Source organism: uncultured Proteiniphilum sp., from assembly GCF_937873925.1.
Classification (GTDB): domain Bacteria; phylum Bacteroidota; class Bacteroidia; order Bacteroidales; family Dysgonomonadaceae; genus Proteiniphilum.
Genome location: NZ_CALNAT010000175.1, coordinates 23,942 through 41,654, shown reverse-complemented (window position 1 = coordinate 41,654; position 17,713 = coordinate 23,942). Strand labels below are relative to the sequence as shown.

The 17,713-nt window shown below is 46.1% G+C and carries 12 protein-coding genes; 3 read left to right on the top strand and 9 right to left on the bottom strand.

The features are described 5' to 3' along the window. From Q0502_RS12050 to Q0502_RS12020, 7 genes are all read right to left on the bottom strand, one after another. On the bottom strand, window positions 1–1,313 hold a 1,313-nt coding region (locus Q0502_RS12050; RefSeq protein ID WP_298651039.1), incomplete at its 3' end, for a glucosylceramidase. Window positions 1,314–1,389: 76 nt separating this feature from the next. Continuing rightward, the gene (locus tag Q0502_RS12045) at window positions 1,390–2,823 is read right to left on the bottom strand and encodes a hypothetical protein (RefSeq protein ID WP_298651038.1); all 1,434 of its coding nucleotides are present in this window, start codon (window positions 2,821–2,823) and stop codon (window positions 1,390–1,392) included. A 30-nt stretch (window positions 2,824–2,853) separates the two neighbouring features. After that, complete coding sequence (locus Q0502_RS12040) at window positions 2,854–4,389, bottom strand: RagB/SusD family nutrient uptake outer membrane protein (protein WP_298651036.1); 1,536 nt, start codon at window positions 4,387–4,389, stop codon at window positions 2,854–2,856. A gap of 11 nt (window positions 4,390–4,400) precedes the next feature. Continuing rightward, window positions 4,401–7,607 carry a TonB-dependent receptor gene (locus tag Q0502_RS12035; RefSeq protein WP_298651034.1) on the bottom strand — a complete coding sequence of 1,069 codons (3,207 nt, stop codon included), beginning with the start codon at window positions 7,605–7,607 and terminating at the stop codon, window positions 4,401–4,403. 177 nt (window positions 7,608–7,784) lie between these two features. Continuing rightward, a complete protein-coding gene (locus tag Q0502_RS12030; RefSeq protein ID WP_298651032.1) occupies window positions 7,785–8,774 on the bottom strand; it encodes a FecR family protein in 990 nt (329 codons plus the stop codon). A gap of 95 nt (window positions 8,775–8,869) precedes the next feature. Continuing rightward, window positions 8,870–9,415, bottom strand: a complete 546-nt coding sequence (locus tag Q0502_RS12025) for an RNA polymerase sigma-70 factor (protein ID WP_298651030.1) — start codon at window positions 9,413–9,415, stop codon at window positions 8,870–8,872. Window positions 9,416–9,737: 322 nt separating this feature from the next. Further along, entirely contained in the window at window positions 9,738–9,899 is a 162-nt protein-coding gene (locus Q0502_RS12020) for a hypothetical protein (RefSeq protein WP_298651029.1), read from the bottom strand. 105 nt (window positions 9,900–10,004) lie between these two features. Here Q0502_RS12020 and Q0502_RS12015 point away from each other — a divergent pair, with 105 nt between their 5' ends. The 3 genes from Q0502_RS12015 (at window position 10,005) to Q0502_RS12005 (ending at window position 14,415) form a co-directional block, all read left to right on the top strand. Then, window positions 10,005–11,060 carry a hypothetical protein gene (locus Q0502_RS12015; protein WP_298651027.1) on the top strand — a complete coding sequence of 352 codons (1,056 nt, stop codon included), beginning with the start codon at window positions 10,005–10,007 and terminating at the stop codon, window positions 11,058–11,060. Between the two features lie 132 nt (window positions 11,061–11,192). Then, entirely contained in the window at window positions 11,193–13,112 is a 1,920-nt protein-coding gene (locus tag Q0502_RS12010; RefSeq protein WP_298651025.1) for a M64 family metallopeptidase, read from the top strand. Window positions 13,113–13,356: 244 nt separating this feature from the next. Next, complete coding sequence (locus tag Q0502_RS12005; protein WP_298651023.1) at window positions 13,357–14,415, top strand: class I fructose-bisphosphate aldolase; 1,059 nt, start codon at window positions 13,357–13,359, stop codon at window positions 14,413–14,415. A 154-nt stretch (window positions 14,416–14,569) separates the two neighbouring features. Here Q0502_RS12005 and Q0502_RS12000 read toward each other — a convergent pair whose 3' ends face one another. Continuing rightward, entirely contained in the window at window positions 14,570–15,421 is an 852-nt protein-coding gene (locus Q0502_RS12000; protein ID WP_298651022.1) for a hypothetical protein, read from the bottom strand. A 244-nt stretch (window positions 15,422–15,665) separates the two neighbouring features. Beyond that, window positions 15,666–17,660 (bottom strand): beta-L-arabinofuranosidase domain-containing protein, encoded by a 1,995-nt coding sequence (locus Q0502_RS11995; protein ID WP_298651041.1) that lies wholly within the window; start codon window positions 17,658–17,660, stop codon window positions 15,666–15,668. Between the last annotated feature and the right edge of the window lie 53 nt (window positions 17,661–17,713).

Sequence of the window (17,713 nt, the reverse complement as noted above, 5' to 3'; positions counted from 1 at the left end):
TTCACCACCGACGAGAGATGTCCCACAATATAATAATGGGAGTTACGGGTGATGGAAGTGTAGTTGGAACGATCGATATCGACAGCCCCGTAACATGTTTGGCAACCGCCGTCACGATTAGGCCCCCGGTCGGTGTCGAGCATCAGGTTCCAGACGATGACGCCTTTGCACCAATTGTTTACCGTACCGAGCGCCACTTCCCTCATATCGTCGATCAGACGGGTTTCGAGATTACGGCCGTCGTTCCATGTGCCGATGGATGTTTCGGTAAATACCAGCTCTTTATCGGGACGCGACTGACGGATAAAGTTCAGTTCCTCCTTATTACCGCCATAATTATGATAGGCAGCGCCGGCGACAAACCCTGCTGCTGCCGCGTCTTCATAGATCTTCAGCGGATATTGTCCCTGGTCGGCATTCTCCGCCTTATCGCTGTCGTAATTGTAATTATGATCGTAGACATAGATCCTGGTATTCAGGCCTGCCGCTTCCATTTTCGTCCCTAACGCATTTTTTACGAAATCGCGCTGTTCCTGCCACGTCATGTACAGCGAAGCGGAATTTCCCCTGTTGAGCGGCTCATTCTGCGGTGTCACGGAATAAATCTTTATCCCCTGTGCCTCGAAAGCACGGATCCATTTCACGAAATAATCGGCATAGTCGGCATAACGTGCCGGATTGAGCTGCCCGCTGGTCCATGAATTGAACGGTTGCAGGTCGGTGAGGTTATTCACCTTCATCCATCGTGGCGGAGTCCACGGTGAGCCCATGATCTTCACATCGGGGTTGATAGCCAGGATCTCTTTCAGGATAGGAATTACATAGTCCGTCTCTTCCGCCGTAAGGGCAAAATTCTCTAAACCGGGCGTATCACAACAGGTGTATTCGCTCAACGAGAAATCGGAACAGCCGATAGATATCCTGATATAGCTTTGCCCCATACCCTCGGTTTCAGAAAACGTTTCCTTCAGGAACTTGGTACGGTTCTCCTGTGTCATCTGCATCAGATTGTAACAGGTGGATCCCGTTACGGCTGCCCCGAAACCGTCCATGGTCTGGTAACGTGTGGCGGGTTCCAGCTTGAGGGTTGTCGGTGACATATTATCCTTGGCACTGAAATCGACCGCCTGTTTTTTGAAATCCTGCGAACGGGTATTGGTGGTGATATACATGGTCACATCGCCGGTTACCGGCACTTCCGGTTCGGGGCTATCACCCTTGTTATCCTCTTTCCCCGCATCGCTGCAAAAGGAAAGACAGCATAATGCCAGTATCAGTAGTGTTGTCATTTTCAAATTGAATATTAACTTCATACGATTATATTTTATAAAGTGAAAAGTGAAAAATTAAAAGTGAAATTTCATTCTTCGCATTATTCATTCATCACATTTAATTACGTTTCACTCCATTGAAGGTTGTTTGTCTTATTAGTGCTACCTTTTCAATATGCACTGTGTTGTCATTCAGGTTGATGGTGAACCTATAGTTGGCGGATTCTATCACGGGATCATCTTCTCCGTTCGGAATATCCCAGTTATTATTGCCGGAAATGATCTGTTCCCCGGTAAATGTGAAGCTGCCCGCTTGTTTTTCATTGCCCCAACCGGTATTTTCAAACGGTTTGAAACTTGCATAGTGATCATGGTCGCCCGGTGTATAGAACGTTCCCTGATATACCCCCTCGTCGGTCTGGCGCAGCAATACGTACTTCATTACATGATCGAAGCCCCAGTCGGTATGGGTTCTGTGATGATCTGGGTAAACCGAAGCAATTTGTTCGGAAGTGATATTTGTCGGATAGCCCAGTCCCCAACCGCAAGCCAACAGATAATCGGGATACGAAGGGTTGTCGACTCCTACAAAAATGTTCTTACGAACGGGATTGTAGTAGATGGTGTATTCCCCTGTTTTTCCCAGGAAAGCAACCTTGTCGTCGGCTGTACGCTCGAAAAAATCGGGATTATAAATATTCTGTGGATCGGCCAGTTCGTTAAATAACGAGTAGGTTTTTCCGTTCTGTAACGAGCGCTGAAGCACAAGGAAAGATTCACCATTGATATCCTGTCTTGTGAAAACGGTCAATATCAGGTCTTCGTCGCTGAGATTACTTCCGGTTGTTGCTATGCTGAGGCCATAATGATCGAAGATGATCTCTTTTATGTAATCAGCTTCCGGTGCATACACAAAAGCCGATTCACCGGTCTCGTTGATCATCGCAATTCTTCCATTCACATTGCCGTATACATCTCCCGTGTAATCAATGGTGTTGTCGGCATTGAGTTTTTCCGCAATCCTGAACCGGAATGAGGTATCGATAGTCAGTTCCCCGGCCTGGTATTTATTTTTATCTGTTGCCTGAGGTTCCAGAATTACGACAGTACCGTTGTCCGTAACCAGATAAAGCTGATTATAAACAGGACGGTTTCCGGTCAGGTCTGTGATCCGGGTCGATGCAGTCCCTTTCAAAACATTCCGGGCAATCAGGTTGACCTGTACCGCTGAATTATCGGCCTGGTTCTTCAGTAGCGGGACAAAGATAGCATGCGATACTTCTTGTGCATCGCCGCCTATGGGGATTTCTCCTGAGGTGATGATCCTGTCTTCCGAAACAATCTCGTAGGTCAGCATGGTGAGCGTGGTAGCCGGGTCAGTAATTCTTGCCGTCAACGTCACCGAATCGCCGAATGTGAAGGATACCGGGTTAATGCTTGCGGACTCGAATACCGGGGTTGATTCTTTGCGCAGACCATAATCATTTTCGCACGAGACGAACAACAAACCAATGATCCCGGTTAAGAAAAGCAGTTTATATAATGAATTCATATCTGTTCTTTTTTATGTTTATATGAAAAACTAATATCCCGGATTCTGCACAAGATTCGGGTTCTGATCGATCACATCCTGCGGAATAGGCAAAATATATGACAGGCTTGTATAAGGATAAACCTGTGCGGGACGGCCTTCATCTTTTGCAAACACCGCGTTCATCACTTCTTCCACTTTGTCGAGGCGTACAAGGTCGAACCAGCGCTGTCCTTCCAAAGCAAATTCAAGGCGGCGTTCTCTAAGGTATGCCTGCAAAATGGCTTCTTTGCTTGCCGAAGCCGATGCCGACAGATTTGACAGTCCGGCCCGCCGACGTGTTTGATTGATGATCTGGGCCGCCCCGCTGTAATCGCCTTTCCCGATCAGCGCCTCCGCTTTGAGCAGGAGAATATCGGCGTATCGCATTTTGATGATGCTGTTGTAGGCACTACGGGTTTTGTACATAAAGGCATAATTATCGGCCGGGTAATAGATAGACCAATCGCATTCATAGAACACAACCGTCTGTTCGTAACGTTTATCCTCGGGTTGACTGAAGGCCCTGATCAGGTCGCGCGAGGGTGTGATCCATTTTGCCCATGTAAATGAATTATTCCAGTCTTCCAGCGGCCGGCCGAACATCCAGGTCACCCAACTGGCATTCCCTGGAAAGAATTGCGCTTCGTAAATGGTCTCTTTCGTGTTGCGGGCTTTTGCCTCTATCGCCCTGTTTGTCTGTGAGGGGGGAGCGTTCGGGTCTATGAGCACCACATCGAACAAATCGCTGAAATTTTCAACCAGGTCAAAGCCCTCCGCTGCCAGTTCGTCGGCATATCGGATGACCTTGTCGTAATCGCGCAACGGCTTTTCAGCGTAGACCTTTGCTAACAAAGCACGGGCAACGGATTTTGAAAACTGTGTCTTATCCGCCGGATCGTTGTCGGGAGCATACTGCAATCCTTCCAACAGGTCTTCCTCAATCTGTTTATAGATCGTGAGGGCATCCGTTTGAGGCGGAAAATAGGCGGGATATACTTCGGCAATGGTTTCAGAGGTGATGTCTCCCGCCATGGTGGTTATTAGCGGGACATTTCCCCATATCCGTACCATATCGAAGTAAATCATGGCTCTCAGTATTTTGGCTTCCGCTTTATACTGACGTCTCTCCGCTTCGGTCAACGCCGGATCGGGTACTTCATCGATATTCACGATCAACCTGTTCGCCTGGGCTATATTTCCCATATGGCCGTTCCAGTCACGCCTCAGGTTGGTATTCGATCCTTCGATGGAATTTACCTCGAACGGCGTTGTCTCCGCATTCGGCGAACCGGCATACGCATTATCGGAATGTGACTCGGCAAGGAGCAGCATATCAAGGTACCAGTGCTCCTGCCCGTTTTTGAACAGGTTCAGCAGCGTTTGCCTGTGGGACAGCAATGCAGCTTTGTCTTTAAACACGATCTGAACACTATCGTCGTTCACACCTTCGGTTACATCCGAATAGAGGCCTACGGGCTCATAATCCAGCGAACAGGAGGCCAGTAAACAAGCGATGAGGATTGATAGGATATATTTTGTCTTCATTTTTTTATGATTTAAAATTCAAGATTCACTCCAAAAACAAAAGTCCTGCTGTGAGGGTATGTTCCCCAGTCGATACCCTGTACGGCGCCGTTGTTGCCCCATTGGTTCACTTCGGGATCCATGCCGCTGTAATTAGTGAACGTCAGCAGGTTGCTGGCCGTCACGTAAGGTTGCAGGCGTGAAATACCGGCCCTGTCCAGAATGCTTCCTTTAAAACTGTATGACAGTGTGATGTCTTTTACCCGGAGATAACTTCCGTCTTCCACGAAATAACTGGACGGTTGCAGGTTGAAGCCGGCTTTAGGCACATCGGTGATCTGTCCCGGTGTACGCCAGCGCCTCAATACTTCCGCCGATTGGTTTTTTAAATCATGCATCCCCTGCGTATCACCTTTGGACGCGTTAAAGATATCATTCCCCACGGATCCCTGCAGAAATATATTCAGGCTGAAACCTTTATACGAAAAAGAGTTGGTCAATCCATACGTGAATAACGGGTTGGGATCTCCGATATAGGTTTGATCCGACGGGCTGCTCCTGCCGTCTTCATTCAAATCGCGGTACATTAACTCGCCGGTTTCGGGATCCACCCCGTCGCTGATATATCCCCAGAAGCCTCCCAGAGGACGTCCCGGCTCATTCCGTACGATGAGTGTCCCGTGAAAAGCGTCCGTGGTCTGTGCATCTTTATAAATTTTCTGCAATTCGAGGCTTTTCAGTTTGTTCCTGTTGAACGAAATGTTGAAATCGGTATCCCAGGTAAATGCGCCGGTCATATTACGCGAGTTCACGGCAAACTCAAAGCCGTGGTTTGTCATTTCTCCTTCATTCCTTATGATCTCGGTGGCCTCTGCCGCTCCCGTCGGAACGGTAACAAACATCAACATGTCGGTCGTATGCTTGTAGTAGTAATCCATCGTGATGGTCAGCCGGTTCTTCAACAGCGTTGCATCCAAGCCGATGTTGGTTTGCGAGGTGGTTTCCCAGGTAAGGTCCGCCGTACGGAGGTTATCCGGGATAACCAGTGGAAGGGCGTTTGCCTGCCCGCTTTCGAACCAGGCCTGCCGGGTAATATTGTACCGCTGGAGGTAGGCGTAATCGTCAATTCCGGATTGGTTCCCCGTCTGTCCCCAGCCGCCCCTGATCTTCAGATCGTCGAGCCAGGTAAGATCCCGCATAAAGTTTTCCGAAGATAAGCGCCAGGCACCCGAAAACGACGGGAAATATCCCCACCGGTGATCGGGATGCAGTTTCGACGAACCGTCCCCGCGGACGTTGAAAGTAAACAGATATTTGCTGTCGTAATTATAGGAGAGCCGCCCGAATCCCGACATGATAGCCCATTCCGACGCCTCCGATCCCGTATTGTCCCAGGCAATTTTGTTGGCCACATTCAGTGTCTGAATATGCCCATCCTTGAAATGGGACCCATTGATATAACTTCGCGACCATTTGGAATCGGTCCATGATGTCCCCACCATGCCTTCAAAATTATGTTTTTCAGCGAATGTTTTTCTGTACGTCAGCACATTATCGAATACCAGCAATGTATTCATCACGCGGTTATCCCATGCGTTTCCCCAATCGTCCCTGTCGGCTCCGTGCGAGGGAGGGGTGAAACCTGTTTCCTTGCCGTTGCGGCGATCCAGCGTAAAGGATGTTTTCAGGATCAGTTCGGGCATAAAGGTGACGGTAGTATTCGCCGAAGCGATTAACCGGTTCTCGTTGTTCTTATTGTTTTTGCCGTTTTCGATCTCTTCAATCGGATTGGTAATATTCTGCCCGAAGAAAAGACGGTTATACAATCCGGTCTCCTCATCCCGGATAGTAGCGGCAGTAGGGAGGTTTACCACGGCCAGCACCACGCCTCCACGATTGGATCCTTGTCCGGTAGTAACGCTGTTGCTCGTATTATCGGAATAGGAAAGGTTTAATCCGAAACGAAGCCATTTGCGTACCTGGCTTTCCACATTGCTGCGAAGGTTGAACCGGCGGAAAAATGCCGAACTCAGCACGCCCCTTTCATCGAGGTAACCTCCCGATACGAAATAGCGTAACTTGTCGTTTCCGTCGGATACCTGTAGCTGGTAATTCTGTGTGATTCCCGTGCCATATACTTCTTTGAACCAGTCTGTCCGGTCGGTTGTTCCCTCGGGGATGGTTCCGGGACGGATCTCGTCGATCAATTCCTTGTATTGAGCGGCATTTAACGATTGAATGGAGTTGCTTACCCGGCTCATTCCATACTGTATGTTTGCGGCAACTTTTGCTCCCGCCGTCGCCTGTTTGGTGGTGACCAGCACTACGCCATTCGCTGCACGCGAACCGTAAATAGCCGCCGACGAGGCGTCTTTCAGAATCTGCATATCGGCAATATCCATAGGAGACAGGAAATTGAGGTTGTCGACAGGGACACCGTCCACCACGTACAACGGGTCATTGCTGCCGTTAAAGGAGGTTGTGCCGCGTACACGCACTACCATCTCTTCTCCGGGTGTACCGCTGGGACGATATACATTCACACCCGCCGCCTTGCCTTGTATGGCCTGGGCGGCAGAGGTGATCGGCCGTTCATCGAGGTCTTTCAATGAGACCGAGGACACGGCGGTCGTAATGTCGCCTCTTCTTACCGTGCCGTAACCGATTACCACGACTTCCTCCAATGTTTTTAAATCTTCCTGTAAAACAATATTGAAAGTGGTTCTTCCGGCGGTATTAATATCCTGTGACAGGTAACCTATGTATGAAATATGCAGTACGGCGTTGTTTTCAACGTTCAGGGTGAAATTACCGTCTATATCCGTAACAGTCCCGTTGGTAGTTCCTTTTTCCGCCACATTGGCGCCTATTATCGGCTCCCCGTTGTCATCGGTGATGGTTCCTATTACCTGCCTCCGGTCGCTTTGTTGTTCAGGAACAATCACTATGTAATTGTCCTTCAGTTGGTATGTGAATCCTGTCCCACTCAGCACCTGGACCAGTACATCCTGAACTTGTTTATTTTCTATCTGTAGATCCAGTGTTCTCTGATTTTTCAGCTGTGACTCGTTGTAGGCTACGAACATTTTCGACTGTCTTTCTATTTCCTGTAATGCCTCTATAACCGATATATTGTCTTTCTTTATGGTTATTGGAGTATTGCTTTGAGCATGCATGGCTGCCTGCAAAGCAAAAAAACAGAAGAAAAAGATAAAAAATCGCATTTTTGCCTTCTTCATGTAATAATAATTCATAACTTTAAAATTTATTTCTTAGTGTTAGATTAAAAATTGGACGTATTCTCAAGAGTATGCCTCTAACGCTTTATCTTTCCGGAATAAAGGTGCCACTTTATTCCGGATTTTTTTCTATGATGTATCCATATTGTAAATAAATTAAATTTATATAATTGATGATCATTTTGGTGATATATAACATTTATCTTTTTCTATCCTGTATTTTATGTTGCCCGATACCTCTGCAATGATGTCCATTACTTCCCCGAATGATGTGTCTCCCTTGAAACGGAATGTGTATTTATCATACTTCAAAGCATTTCCCGAATAAACGAAAGAGTATGGATATTTCCGCTCCAGGGCGGTGATGATTTCTTCAAGGGTTACCGATTTAAATACAAGTTCACCCCTTTGCCATGCTGTTACATCGTATATATCGGCTTGGCTGACCGTTTCTTCTTTTGTCTGTTTGTTGTAAGTAAATTGTTCATTCGGTTTTAAGAGCAGGGATGTTTCCAGATTATTGAATCTGACTTCCACGCTTCCAGAAAGCAAGGTGGCCGAAAAGATGGGATCGCCGGGATACACCCTCACATTGAATTCCGTCCCCACAGCCGTTACCTGGAAATCGGGGGATTTTACGATGAAGGGTTGTTTTTCATTTTTTGCCACTTTGAAATTTGCTTCCCCGATCAGATATACACTCCTGCTTTCTCCGGTAAACTCTGCCGGGTACAGCAAGGTGGCCGTAGAGTTCATGTGTACTTCAGTCCCGTCGGGTAAGGTCAGGCGGGTCATTTCGGCGATTGGCACATATTGTTCAATGAGATCGCTGCTGACCGGTGTTTTGCGGGTAGTGAAATACAGTGTGGAAAGCATTGCGATCAGCAAACAGGCCGCTGATATCTGCCAGAAACGGAGGAGTTTGGTGCTGACTCTGCGATAACGTTGTCTTATTTTTTTATGGACATCATTCAACGATCGCTGTGTTTCAGGTAAAACTTCAGCCGGGTTACCTTCCTCCATGTGATTCCACAAGCCGCGCAATGCCTTCTCTTTTTCCCCGGAAAATCTTTCCCCGGTAAGCCACCGGTAAAACTCATTTTGGGAGGAAGTGGAAACATCGGATTTTACAAATAATTCAATAATCTTGTTAAAATAGTTTTCCATCTCGTGTATCCGTCTAAAAAACGTTTTTGTCAATAAATCCGGCCGTATTTGAGTTGCCGGTTATATATTAGATACAATCGAGAAGGGGGCACTACTTAAAATTTTATCAAAAAAATTGCAATAAGGAAAAGTTTTTTGAGGTCTTTTAAGACTAAATAGATATGTTGCTCTACTGTTCGAACCGATAAGTTCATTCTTTCTGCGATTTCGTGATTACTTAAATGTCCGAAACGGCTCATTTCGAATACCTGCCTCCGCTTGTCGGGCAGTTGTTCCAGCGATAACTTCAACAAAAGCTGTAGTTCTTCCAGGTATATCTCGTTCAGGGGATCTTTAAATTCGGCTATCTCCTCCAATGGATACACATTCATCTGGGAGTTTATATATTCAGTTTCAATATTTTTCCGTTTAATACGATTGAAAACATGGTTTTTAACCATCGTATACAGATAGTTCCTCACAAGATTTCTTTCCCATAAATCGGGTTGTTCCCATAATTTGACAAAGATATCCTGTGCCACATCTTCGGCTTCCTGTTCCGATTTAAGAAGAATGGCAGCAAACGTTCTGACTTTCGGAAAATACTGAATGAATATTTCTTCAAATTCTCTTCTGTATGACTCTGTGTTCACGGGATGCATTCATTACATTAGTTATCTTTTCGCTATGGCATATTCAAGTAAACTTAGTTGTTTTCTACGCTCAACATAGTAAAAACAAGTTTTCCTCTGTGTTCGCTTATCAAAAACATTCAAGTAAACTTAGTTGTTTTTCCGTTTAACATAATTAAAACAGGTTTTGCCTCTGTAATCACTTGTTAAAAATATATATCTTATTTTATTGACCGTAAATCAGTAATTTGCAGTCTTATAGTTTTCCATAAGTTTTCATCCTCAAAAATACCTCCCATGACAAAGATAATATTATTCGGTCAAATATGTTTCTTTATCCCTGATCTTTGTATTATCTGTTCACAGATGATACCGTCAGATGTTCAGCAGGAGCCGGATGTTTTTCATTACCTTCTGTGATAGGTCGTTGGGTAATTCTCCTGTTTTTCATTAAACGCCTGTTATCAATAGCTTGCAACTGGTCAATCATTATGTCGCACCATTGTGTTGCCATGATGGTCTAGGGGTGTGATAATAGAGATAGTTTTTTATTGACTTATGTATAAAACCTCGACTTTTTTATATAAGTTTGTGGCAATATACCCAAACGTTTGATATTTTGATAACTCCATTCACCCGCACCCTGATTTCATCCATTATAAGTAGTTTTCTGCTGATCGCATGCAGCGGAGAAAGATCCGATTCAAAGACCCTGTCCGGGTCCGACCGCATTCCGTTTGAAGAGAACGATGAACAACCGGCCGACACACGATCGGAAGAGGAACCGGAAACTGTTGACGAAACGGAATACCGGCAAAGGCTCCTGTACAATGCCAATAGTGATACGACCGCACTGTGGCCGGTACAGGACCAGCCGTTACCGCTCAAGGGAGCTATTTTGCCTTACAAACGTGTGGTGGCGTATTACGGGAATCTGCTCTCCAGAAATATGGGTATTCTGGGAGAATATCCGCCGCAAGAAGTCTGGCGAAGGTTGGACGAAGAAGTGAAAGCATGGGAAGATGCCGACCCGGATACGCCTGTGCAACCGGCCATCCACTACATAGCCGTCGTAGCGCAGGGTTCGCCCTGGAGCGACGGGAAATACCGTTACCGGATGCCCGAGGTACAGATCGATTCTGCATTGGCGATCGCCGAAATGGGCAGTGCCCTTCTATTCCTCGATATTCAGGTAGCATTGAGCACAGTGGAAGAAGAAGTGCCGCTAATGGAGAGATATTTGAAAATGCCGCATGTGCATCTGGGTATCGATCCGGAGTTTTCGATGAAAGACGACACTCCGCCCGGAAAAAAGATCGGCACGTATGATGCCGGAGACATCAATTTCTGCACGGAATACCTTGCAAAACTGGTACGGGAATACGATCTTCCGCCGAAGATACTTGTCGTACACCGGTTCACCCGGCGAATGGTGACGGACTATCAGGATATCGTTCTCCGGCCGGAGGTGCAGATCGTCATCGATATGGACGGCTGGGGAGGGCCACAGTTGAAATACGATACGTACAGGCAGTACGTCTACAAGGAACCCGTGCAGTTTACAGGCTTTAAACTTTTTTACAAAAACGATGTAAAACATCCGCCGCACCGGATGCTTACTCCGCCCGAGATCATGAAGTTGACTCCTCACCCCGTCTATATACAGTATCAGTAAATGAACTTCGTTCTCCCACCTGACTGGCAAGTGTTTTTGGCGATAAAAATAAGTCATTCGTAGATTTTATTTTTTATATAACAATTTATGGCTTTATTTCGCGTTCAATGACCAGAATAAAATTGGAAAATCATGTTGACAGGCAAAACTCGTTTATCCATTTGTAAGTTAAAAGCCGCGATGCTTTTTGTCGTTGGTTTTGTTGTCTTTTCCTGTAATGAGGACGATTTCCTGTCGTTGTCCGTCAGTGAACTCAATATTCCTGTCGACGGGAAAGAGACCACTTTTACGATCCGGTCAAACACAAGCTGGAATATTACCGTTGCGGATTCATGGGTAAATGTGGATCAGAGCACTGGCAACGGAGAAGCTGCCGTGACAGTCAAAATAAACGGTAATTACTCGGATAATGACAGGACGACCACCCTTTCCGTATCATCCGGTGCACTGGTTGAAACAATATCCATTACACAAAGTACACTCTCTTTTTCGCTGAGCAGTTATGAAATCAATTTCGATACTTCGGGAACAGCCCAGGAACTGATCGTAACGGCAAACTCCCGCTGGGCGCTCTCTTTCCGCGATGAAACTGCGTGGTGTATAGCTGATGTTCTGTCAGGCGAGGGCGATAGTGTGATTACCCTGATCCCGACCCCTTATACAGAGCGTGCAGTTAGAGAAGGCAGGATCGCTTTCAGCACTTTTAATAAGGAGGTAAATCTGATTATCACCCAGGATATCAGCAATGAATCTCCCTTATCCCCGGCGTTATTAACTCCGGCAAATGGCTCTCAGGGAGTAAGTCTCCCGGTATCCTTTTCCTGGGAGGTTTCTGCAGATGCCGACGGTGATGAGGTCAGTTATTTTGTATGCCTGTCACAAGACGGATTGACCTGGAATGATACCATTACCGGGACAATGGAAACCGGAGTTTCTGTTTCTTCCAGATACATCAACGAGCAGATCACTTATTACTGGAAAGTAATTGCCAAAGATCCGTTTGGCGGAGAAAGCGAAAGCAGTATCTTCAATTTTACCTCCGGGGAATCACAGTCGTATCCGGACGGAGAGATAATCACTTATCAAACCTATTCCGCCCCGGATGCTACCCGGGAAGTGAACCTTGTCGTTGTAGGCGATGGTTTTATCGAGGAGGATTATCTGGAAAACGGCCCATTCGACATAGCAGCGGAAAAAGCCATCAGTGCTTTTTTCAGTATTGAACCTTTCCCTACTTACCGGGATTATTTTACAGTATACAAAGTGGTTGCCTATTCCGATGAAAGAGGGGCTACCGTACAAGGCGATTTTATCAACTCATCTCAGAAAAGGCAGACCAGAAACACCGTATTCAGCAGTGTGTTAGAAGGCGGTTCAAGCACCGGTATAGATTGCGATGATGAAGCGGTTTTTGATTATGCTTTGAGAATCCCGGCCCTTACAGAACCAGAATTAGCGAATACGACCATTATCGTAATCATCAATCTGGATGTATATGCCGGAACGACGATTTTGTATTCGGATGGTAAATCCATTGCCTTATGCCCTACGGGAAGCGATACGTTTGAAGAGATCGTGTATCATGAGGCCGGAGGCCACGGTTTTGGCAGGCTGTTGGACGAATATATTTATTATCCGAACCAGAGTTATCCCGCTACCAGCAGACTGGAGCTTGACCAATTCAGGCAGGGCAACATATGGAGTTTCGGGGCCAATTTGTCTGTAACCAATGACCGGGAAAGCGTACACTGGCATCACTACTTTGAGAAAGACGCTTATGAAATGGTTGGATTGTATGAGGGCGGCGGCTTATATGGCAAAGGAGTATGGCGGCCGGAAGAAAACAGTTGTATGAATGACAACACTCCCTATTTCAATGCACCTTCTCGTGAAGCCATTGTACGGCGGGTCATGGCGATTAATAATAAAACATTTGATTATGACACTTACTACAGCAGGGACAGGATCGACCCTGCTATCCAGCCGATGCGAAGTAAAGCCGCAAGAACAACCGTCAGGACACCTCTTGCCCCACCTGTCCTGAAACGGTAAACTCCAGGTTTCAAACCCTGATTCGTTTAAAAGGCGGTGAAAATATCAGTGTCTCCGCTTATTTTGCAAAATCATTAGAAAATTCGTGTACAAATTTATTGAACCAATCCCGGTGCCGTTTGTTTGATTTATATACTGGTTTATCAACATTTTCATTAAGCAATATGATTAGAAGGCAAACTTGTTTGCATTCTGTCATTGTGAGGAAATGGCTAAATTTATTGAACATTAATTCATTCAAATTATGGCACATTCTACTATAAGACAACTATTGGGAGATCAAAGCGACTATCTCCTGAATCACGTGAGCAAAACCGTTGAAAGGTCAATGATTCATGTCACCGGGCCTGATGTTATTCAGAAACTATGGATTGATTCGGACAGGAATATTCCGACTTTGAATAATCTGCAACGCCTATTCGGGCACGGACGTCTGGCCAATACCGGCTACTTGTCCATATTGCCTGTCGATCAGGGAATCGAACACACGGCCGGGGCCTCTTTTGCCCCCAATCCTCTTTACTTCGACCCGGAAAATATTGTGAAACTGGCGGTCGAAGCCGACTGTAATGCCGTGGCATCTACTTTCGGGGTGCTGGCTTCCGTAGCCAGAAAATATGCCCATAAGATCCCTTTTGTGGTTAAAATAAATCATAACGAACTACTGACTTACCCGAACTCCTATAATCAAATTCTTTTCGGAACCGTCAGGGAGGCCTGGAATTTGGGCGCCGCCGCAGTAGGCGCTACTATTTATTTCGGGTCGGAAGAGAGCCGCCGTCAGATTGTGGAAGTGGCGGAAGCATTTGAGTATGCACACGAGTTGGGGATGGCCACTATTTTATGGTGTTATCTCCGCAATAACGCTTTCAAGAAAGACGGTACGGATTATCACAGCGCAGCCGACCTGACCGGGCAGGCCGACCATATCGGCGTAACGATCAAGGCGGATATCATCAAGCAGAAACTGCCGACCAATAACGGAGGCTTTACGGCCATTAAATTCGGGAAGACGAATCCCGGTATGTACGATCAACTTAGTTCCGACCACCCGATCGATCTTTGCCGGTATCAGGTGATCAACGGCTACATGGGACGGATAGGACTGATCAACTCAGGAGGAGAGTCTCATGGACAAAGCGACCTGGCCGAGGCGGTTTATACCGCCGTGGTAAACAAACGGGCCGGAGGGATAGGGCTGATAGCCGGTCGTAAAGCTTTCCAGAAGCCGATGGAGGAAGGTGTAGAACTCATCCACGCTATTCAGGATGTGTATCTGGATCAGGAGATCACCCTGGCTTAACGGACCGCGATCTTTTTCCGAAAGGTTGTATAAAGATAGTATAGAAGAACACGGATAAACCGGTTGGTTGTCCGTGTTTCTTCTCTGTTTCAATCTCCCGCTGATCATCTTCAATCACCGGCCATCATCAAATTGATAGACAGGAATTCTGAGCTTAATAAGTGATGAAAATGGAAGGAATTCCCGCAATGTCGTGTTCCATAAAAACCGGGATTTTTCCGTGATTATACTGATAAGTGTAATGAAAGATATCCCCGTCGGCCGTTCCTTCAGCATGGACTGTTTCTTTTATCAGGTTATTGGTATAGTTAAAGAAAAGCCTGTTGTAAGCATTCCTGTAATTCTTATTCCTATACGCCTGATAAACATAGTACCACAGTGGCAGATCTATTTCAGAAATAGCTCCCATATTGCTGTCATACTCGTACTCATAGCTTACGACTTTTGCATCGGTGTCTTTTGTGTAAATAGTTTGTCGCAGCAGATTATTCGTTGACGGTTCATACGTGAATACCGCATAATAAAATCCATCCACGGTCTTCGAGAATTCACCTTCGGCTCCGTTATACGAATAAAATCCCGATTCTGTAATTTTCAAAGGGAGATTATTCTCATCCAGTTTCATTTCCATACGGAACAATTCTAAACTCGGCTCTGCCCAGGATTCAATAATGATCTTATCTCGACCTTCTTTTTTGAACAGCACGGATCCATGCCCGTCCATCACTTCTTTATCTTCGGGAGAGAAGTCGACGGACACCAACTCGTTATTCTCATAATTCAATCTTGTGACCGAACCTTTCAGTTCCTTTATTTCGGAAAGTTTATCGCCTTGATAATAAAAATATACATTTCGGTTAGGTTTATTATCATTATCGTATCCAATGCTGCTGGGTTTCCCGTTCAATCCTGTAAGTTGCAAATCATCGTCCTCACGACTGCATGACGATGTGATAGTTACCATGCATAGTAGTATATACAGGAGTCGGATTATTGTCTTTTTCATTGTCGTAAATCCATTTAAATAATATCTTCTTTTATATTATAATAGATGTAAGATTAAAAGAAATGTTGCCTAAATAAGTTTAAATTTTGTTATTTGATGTTTGGCGGGATGTATCTAACCCCTGTCGGAAGTCACCGATAATAAGCCGGTTTTATATTTCTATAAAAAAAGAGGAGGTTGTCGCTGCCTTCTCTATATAAAGAAATGTTTTCAATTTCCTGGGAATATCCAGTTATTTATTCAATTAATTCCTGACCGGAAACTCTGTAATCCTGAGTGTCGTACAGCCAAACGGGATCAATTCGATTTCCTCCTCTTCAGTCGTATCGGGACCTTGTTGGGTGAAGTAGGGGACGGAGCCGGCTGAACCCCGGTATTCTTTCCAGGTAGGGATCGGGCGGCCTTTCCCTTTGACAGTGACCGGGGCGTTTTCTAAGGTCCAGGGGTATGGGGCTACATTGGGCAATTTCTCTACTTTAAAGTGTTCATTAATAACCTCCGGACGGAGCTGGCTCCTGCTTAATGCAAAGTTCCAGGGGCTATCGGAAGTTACTTCGTAATACCATTCTCCATATTGAGGGACTTTTTCGTGTTCCATTGTTTTCTTTTCCCAGTTTTCTTTCATTTTCAATGCGTAGATCAGCGGGCCGCGTTCGATCACAGCAGCGCCGTCGAACCAGTACGTTGCTTCGAGGTGCATCGGAAGTTCGAGGGTCAGTTTATCCCCCTCTTGCCATTGCCGGTTAATACGCATGATCTCTCCCTGATAAGCATCGACCGGAATCACTTCTCCGTTGAGACGGACAACCGGCTGCCTACACCATCCCGGCACGCGCAGATGAAATGGGAAAAAGGCTTTTTTTACTTTTTTATCCATAAAGGAGATACTGAAATGAATGGCTTCCTCAAACGGATAGGTGGTCTCCTCAGTAATATGGACTTCCGTACCATTCGCCACCTTCGCTTTTACTTCGGAAGGAGCATATACCAGGGCTGCAATACCGTTATCGGCTGTGGCATACCATAGATTCTGCAGGAATTTAGGCCAACCCTGGTGCATGTTGGACGTACAACACGGATAGCCGCACAGGATGCCGTGAAGGTTATCCGTATCTTCGTGAGGGGTCACGAAATCACGCCATTCACGGCTGATGGCTATCTGGTTAACCTGATGATAATACTGGCGGGCAGAGAAATCATCCGTGATCTGGGTCGGCAAGACGTTAAAAGTGATCCGTTCCAGATGATCGGCCCACTGCACGTCACCTGTGATCTCCAGCATCTTTTCCAGTGAAAACATCATTTCGACAGCAGTACATAACTCCGAACCCAGATTGGGGTTACCAAAGCGAAGCAGTTCATCACCCGCCCACAATCCGGTAGGAAAAGAGATAGTGGTGCGCATATCTTTCACGGCCTTTTTCACGGCCTGTACCTGTTTGGGATCTTTATTCTGCTGGTAATAGATCACCGGCTCTTTGAAACCCTGCGCCAGATTCACGCAATGAAGGCTATGCTGTCTTTTCAGGTGATCCTGGTGGAGAAAGATATCGGTCCAGTTCAGGGTCTGTTCGTGAATAAGTTCCCCCAGTTCCAGAAGGAATTTATCGCCGGTGATATTATAGAGCCAATAAACGATCATCAGGTTATCACCGCCGCGTTGTTGCCCCCAGAAAGTCCAGTGTCCAAGTGGAGTTTTAGGCAGTTCCTGCAATTGATACCTGAAGTAATTGGTCATAAACGGAAGGACCCGTGGGTCGCCGGTTGCGGAATAATATTGTTGCATTACCTTTAGCATGACCATCTTAGGCCACCAGTCATACGAATTATTCCTTTGCAGTCCGTTTTCATGCGGACGGTCAGTATCCGGCCCGAAGTAACCGTCCGGTTTCTGTGAGGCCAAAGTCCATTCGATCCATGGTTGTACCTTATCGATCAACTCTTTATTCTCCAGTATATAAGCCAATGGAAGCAGACCGTCGATCCAGTACGGGCCACGTTCCCATACATCTCCGTCCCCGCCGAGCCAGCCGTTACGGGATCCCATTACCTGGTCATAAATAGAATCCATATGCCCGGTCATTCCGGTTACCATACGATTTAACTGCTCTTTCAACCAGCCGGAAGGTTTGATATTTCCAATGGGCAATTCCATATAAGGCTTTGTCAACAAAGGAGCACGGTTATTCAGGTAATTGCCGCTCAGATTTTTCTCCGTCGGGTTCGTTGCCGGAGCCATTACCGTCACAACAAATAAATAAAAAAATGCTAATCCGATCTTTTTCATGGAGA

Coding starts and splice junctions, on each gene's coding strand:
- Q0502_RS12045 (WP_298651038.1), bottom strand. CDS start 2,823: ATGAATTCATTATATAAACTGCTTTTCTTAACCGGGATCATTGGTTTG.
- Q0502_RS12040 (WP_298651036.1), bottom strand. CDS start 4,389: ATGAAGACAAAATATATCCTATCAATCCTCATCGCTTGTTTACTGGCC.
- Q0502_RS12035 (WP_298651034.1), bottom strand. CDS start 7,607: ATGAAGAAGGCAAAAATGCGATTTTTTATCTTTTTCTTCTGTTTTTTT.
- Q0502_RS12030 (WP_298651032.1), bottom strand. CDS start 8,774: ATGGAAAACTATTTTAACAAGATTATTGAATTATTTGTAAAATCCGAT.
- Q0502_RS12025 (WP_298651030.1), bottom strand. CDS start 9,415: ATGCATCCCGTGAACACAGAGTCATACAGAAGAGAATTTGAAGAAATA.
- Q0502_RS12020 (WP_298651029.1), bottom strand. CDS start 9,899: ATGGCAACACAATGGTGCGACATAATGATTGACCAGTTGCAAGCTATT.
- Q0502_RS12010 (WP_298651025.1), top strand. CDS start 11,193: ATGTTGACAGGCAAAACTCGTTTATCCATTTGTAAGTTAAAAGCCGCG.
- Q0502_RS12005 (WP_298651023.1), top strand. CDS start 13,357: ATGGCACATTCTACTATAAGACAACTATTGGGAGATCAAAGCGACTAT.
- Q0502_RS12000 (WP_298651022.1), bottom strand. CDS start 15,421: ATGAAAAAGACAATAATCCGACTCCTGTATATACTACTATGCATGGTA.
- Q0502_RS11995 (WP_298651041.1), bottom strand. CDS start 17,660: ATGGCTCCGGCAACGAACCCGACGGAGAAAAATCTGAGCGGCAATTAC.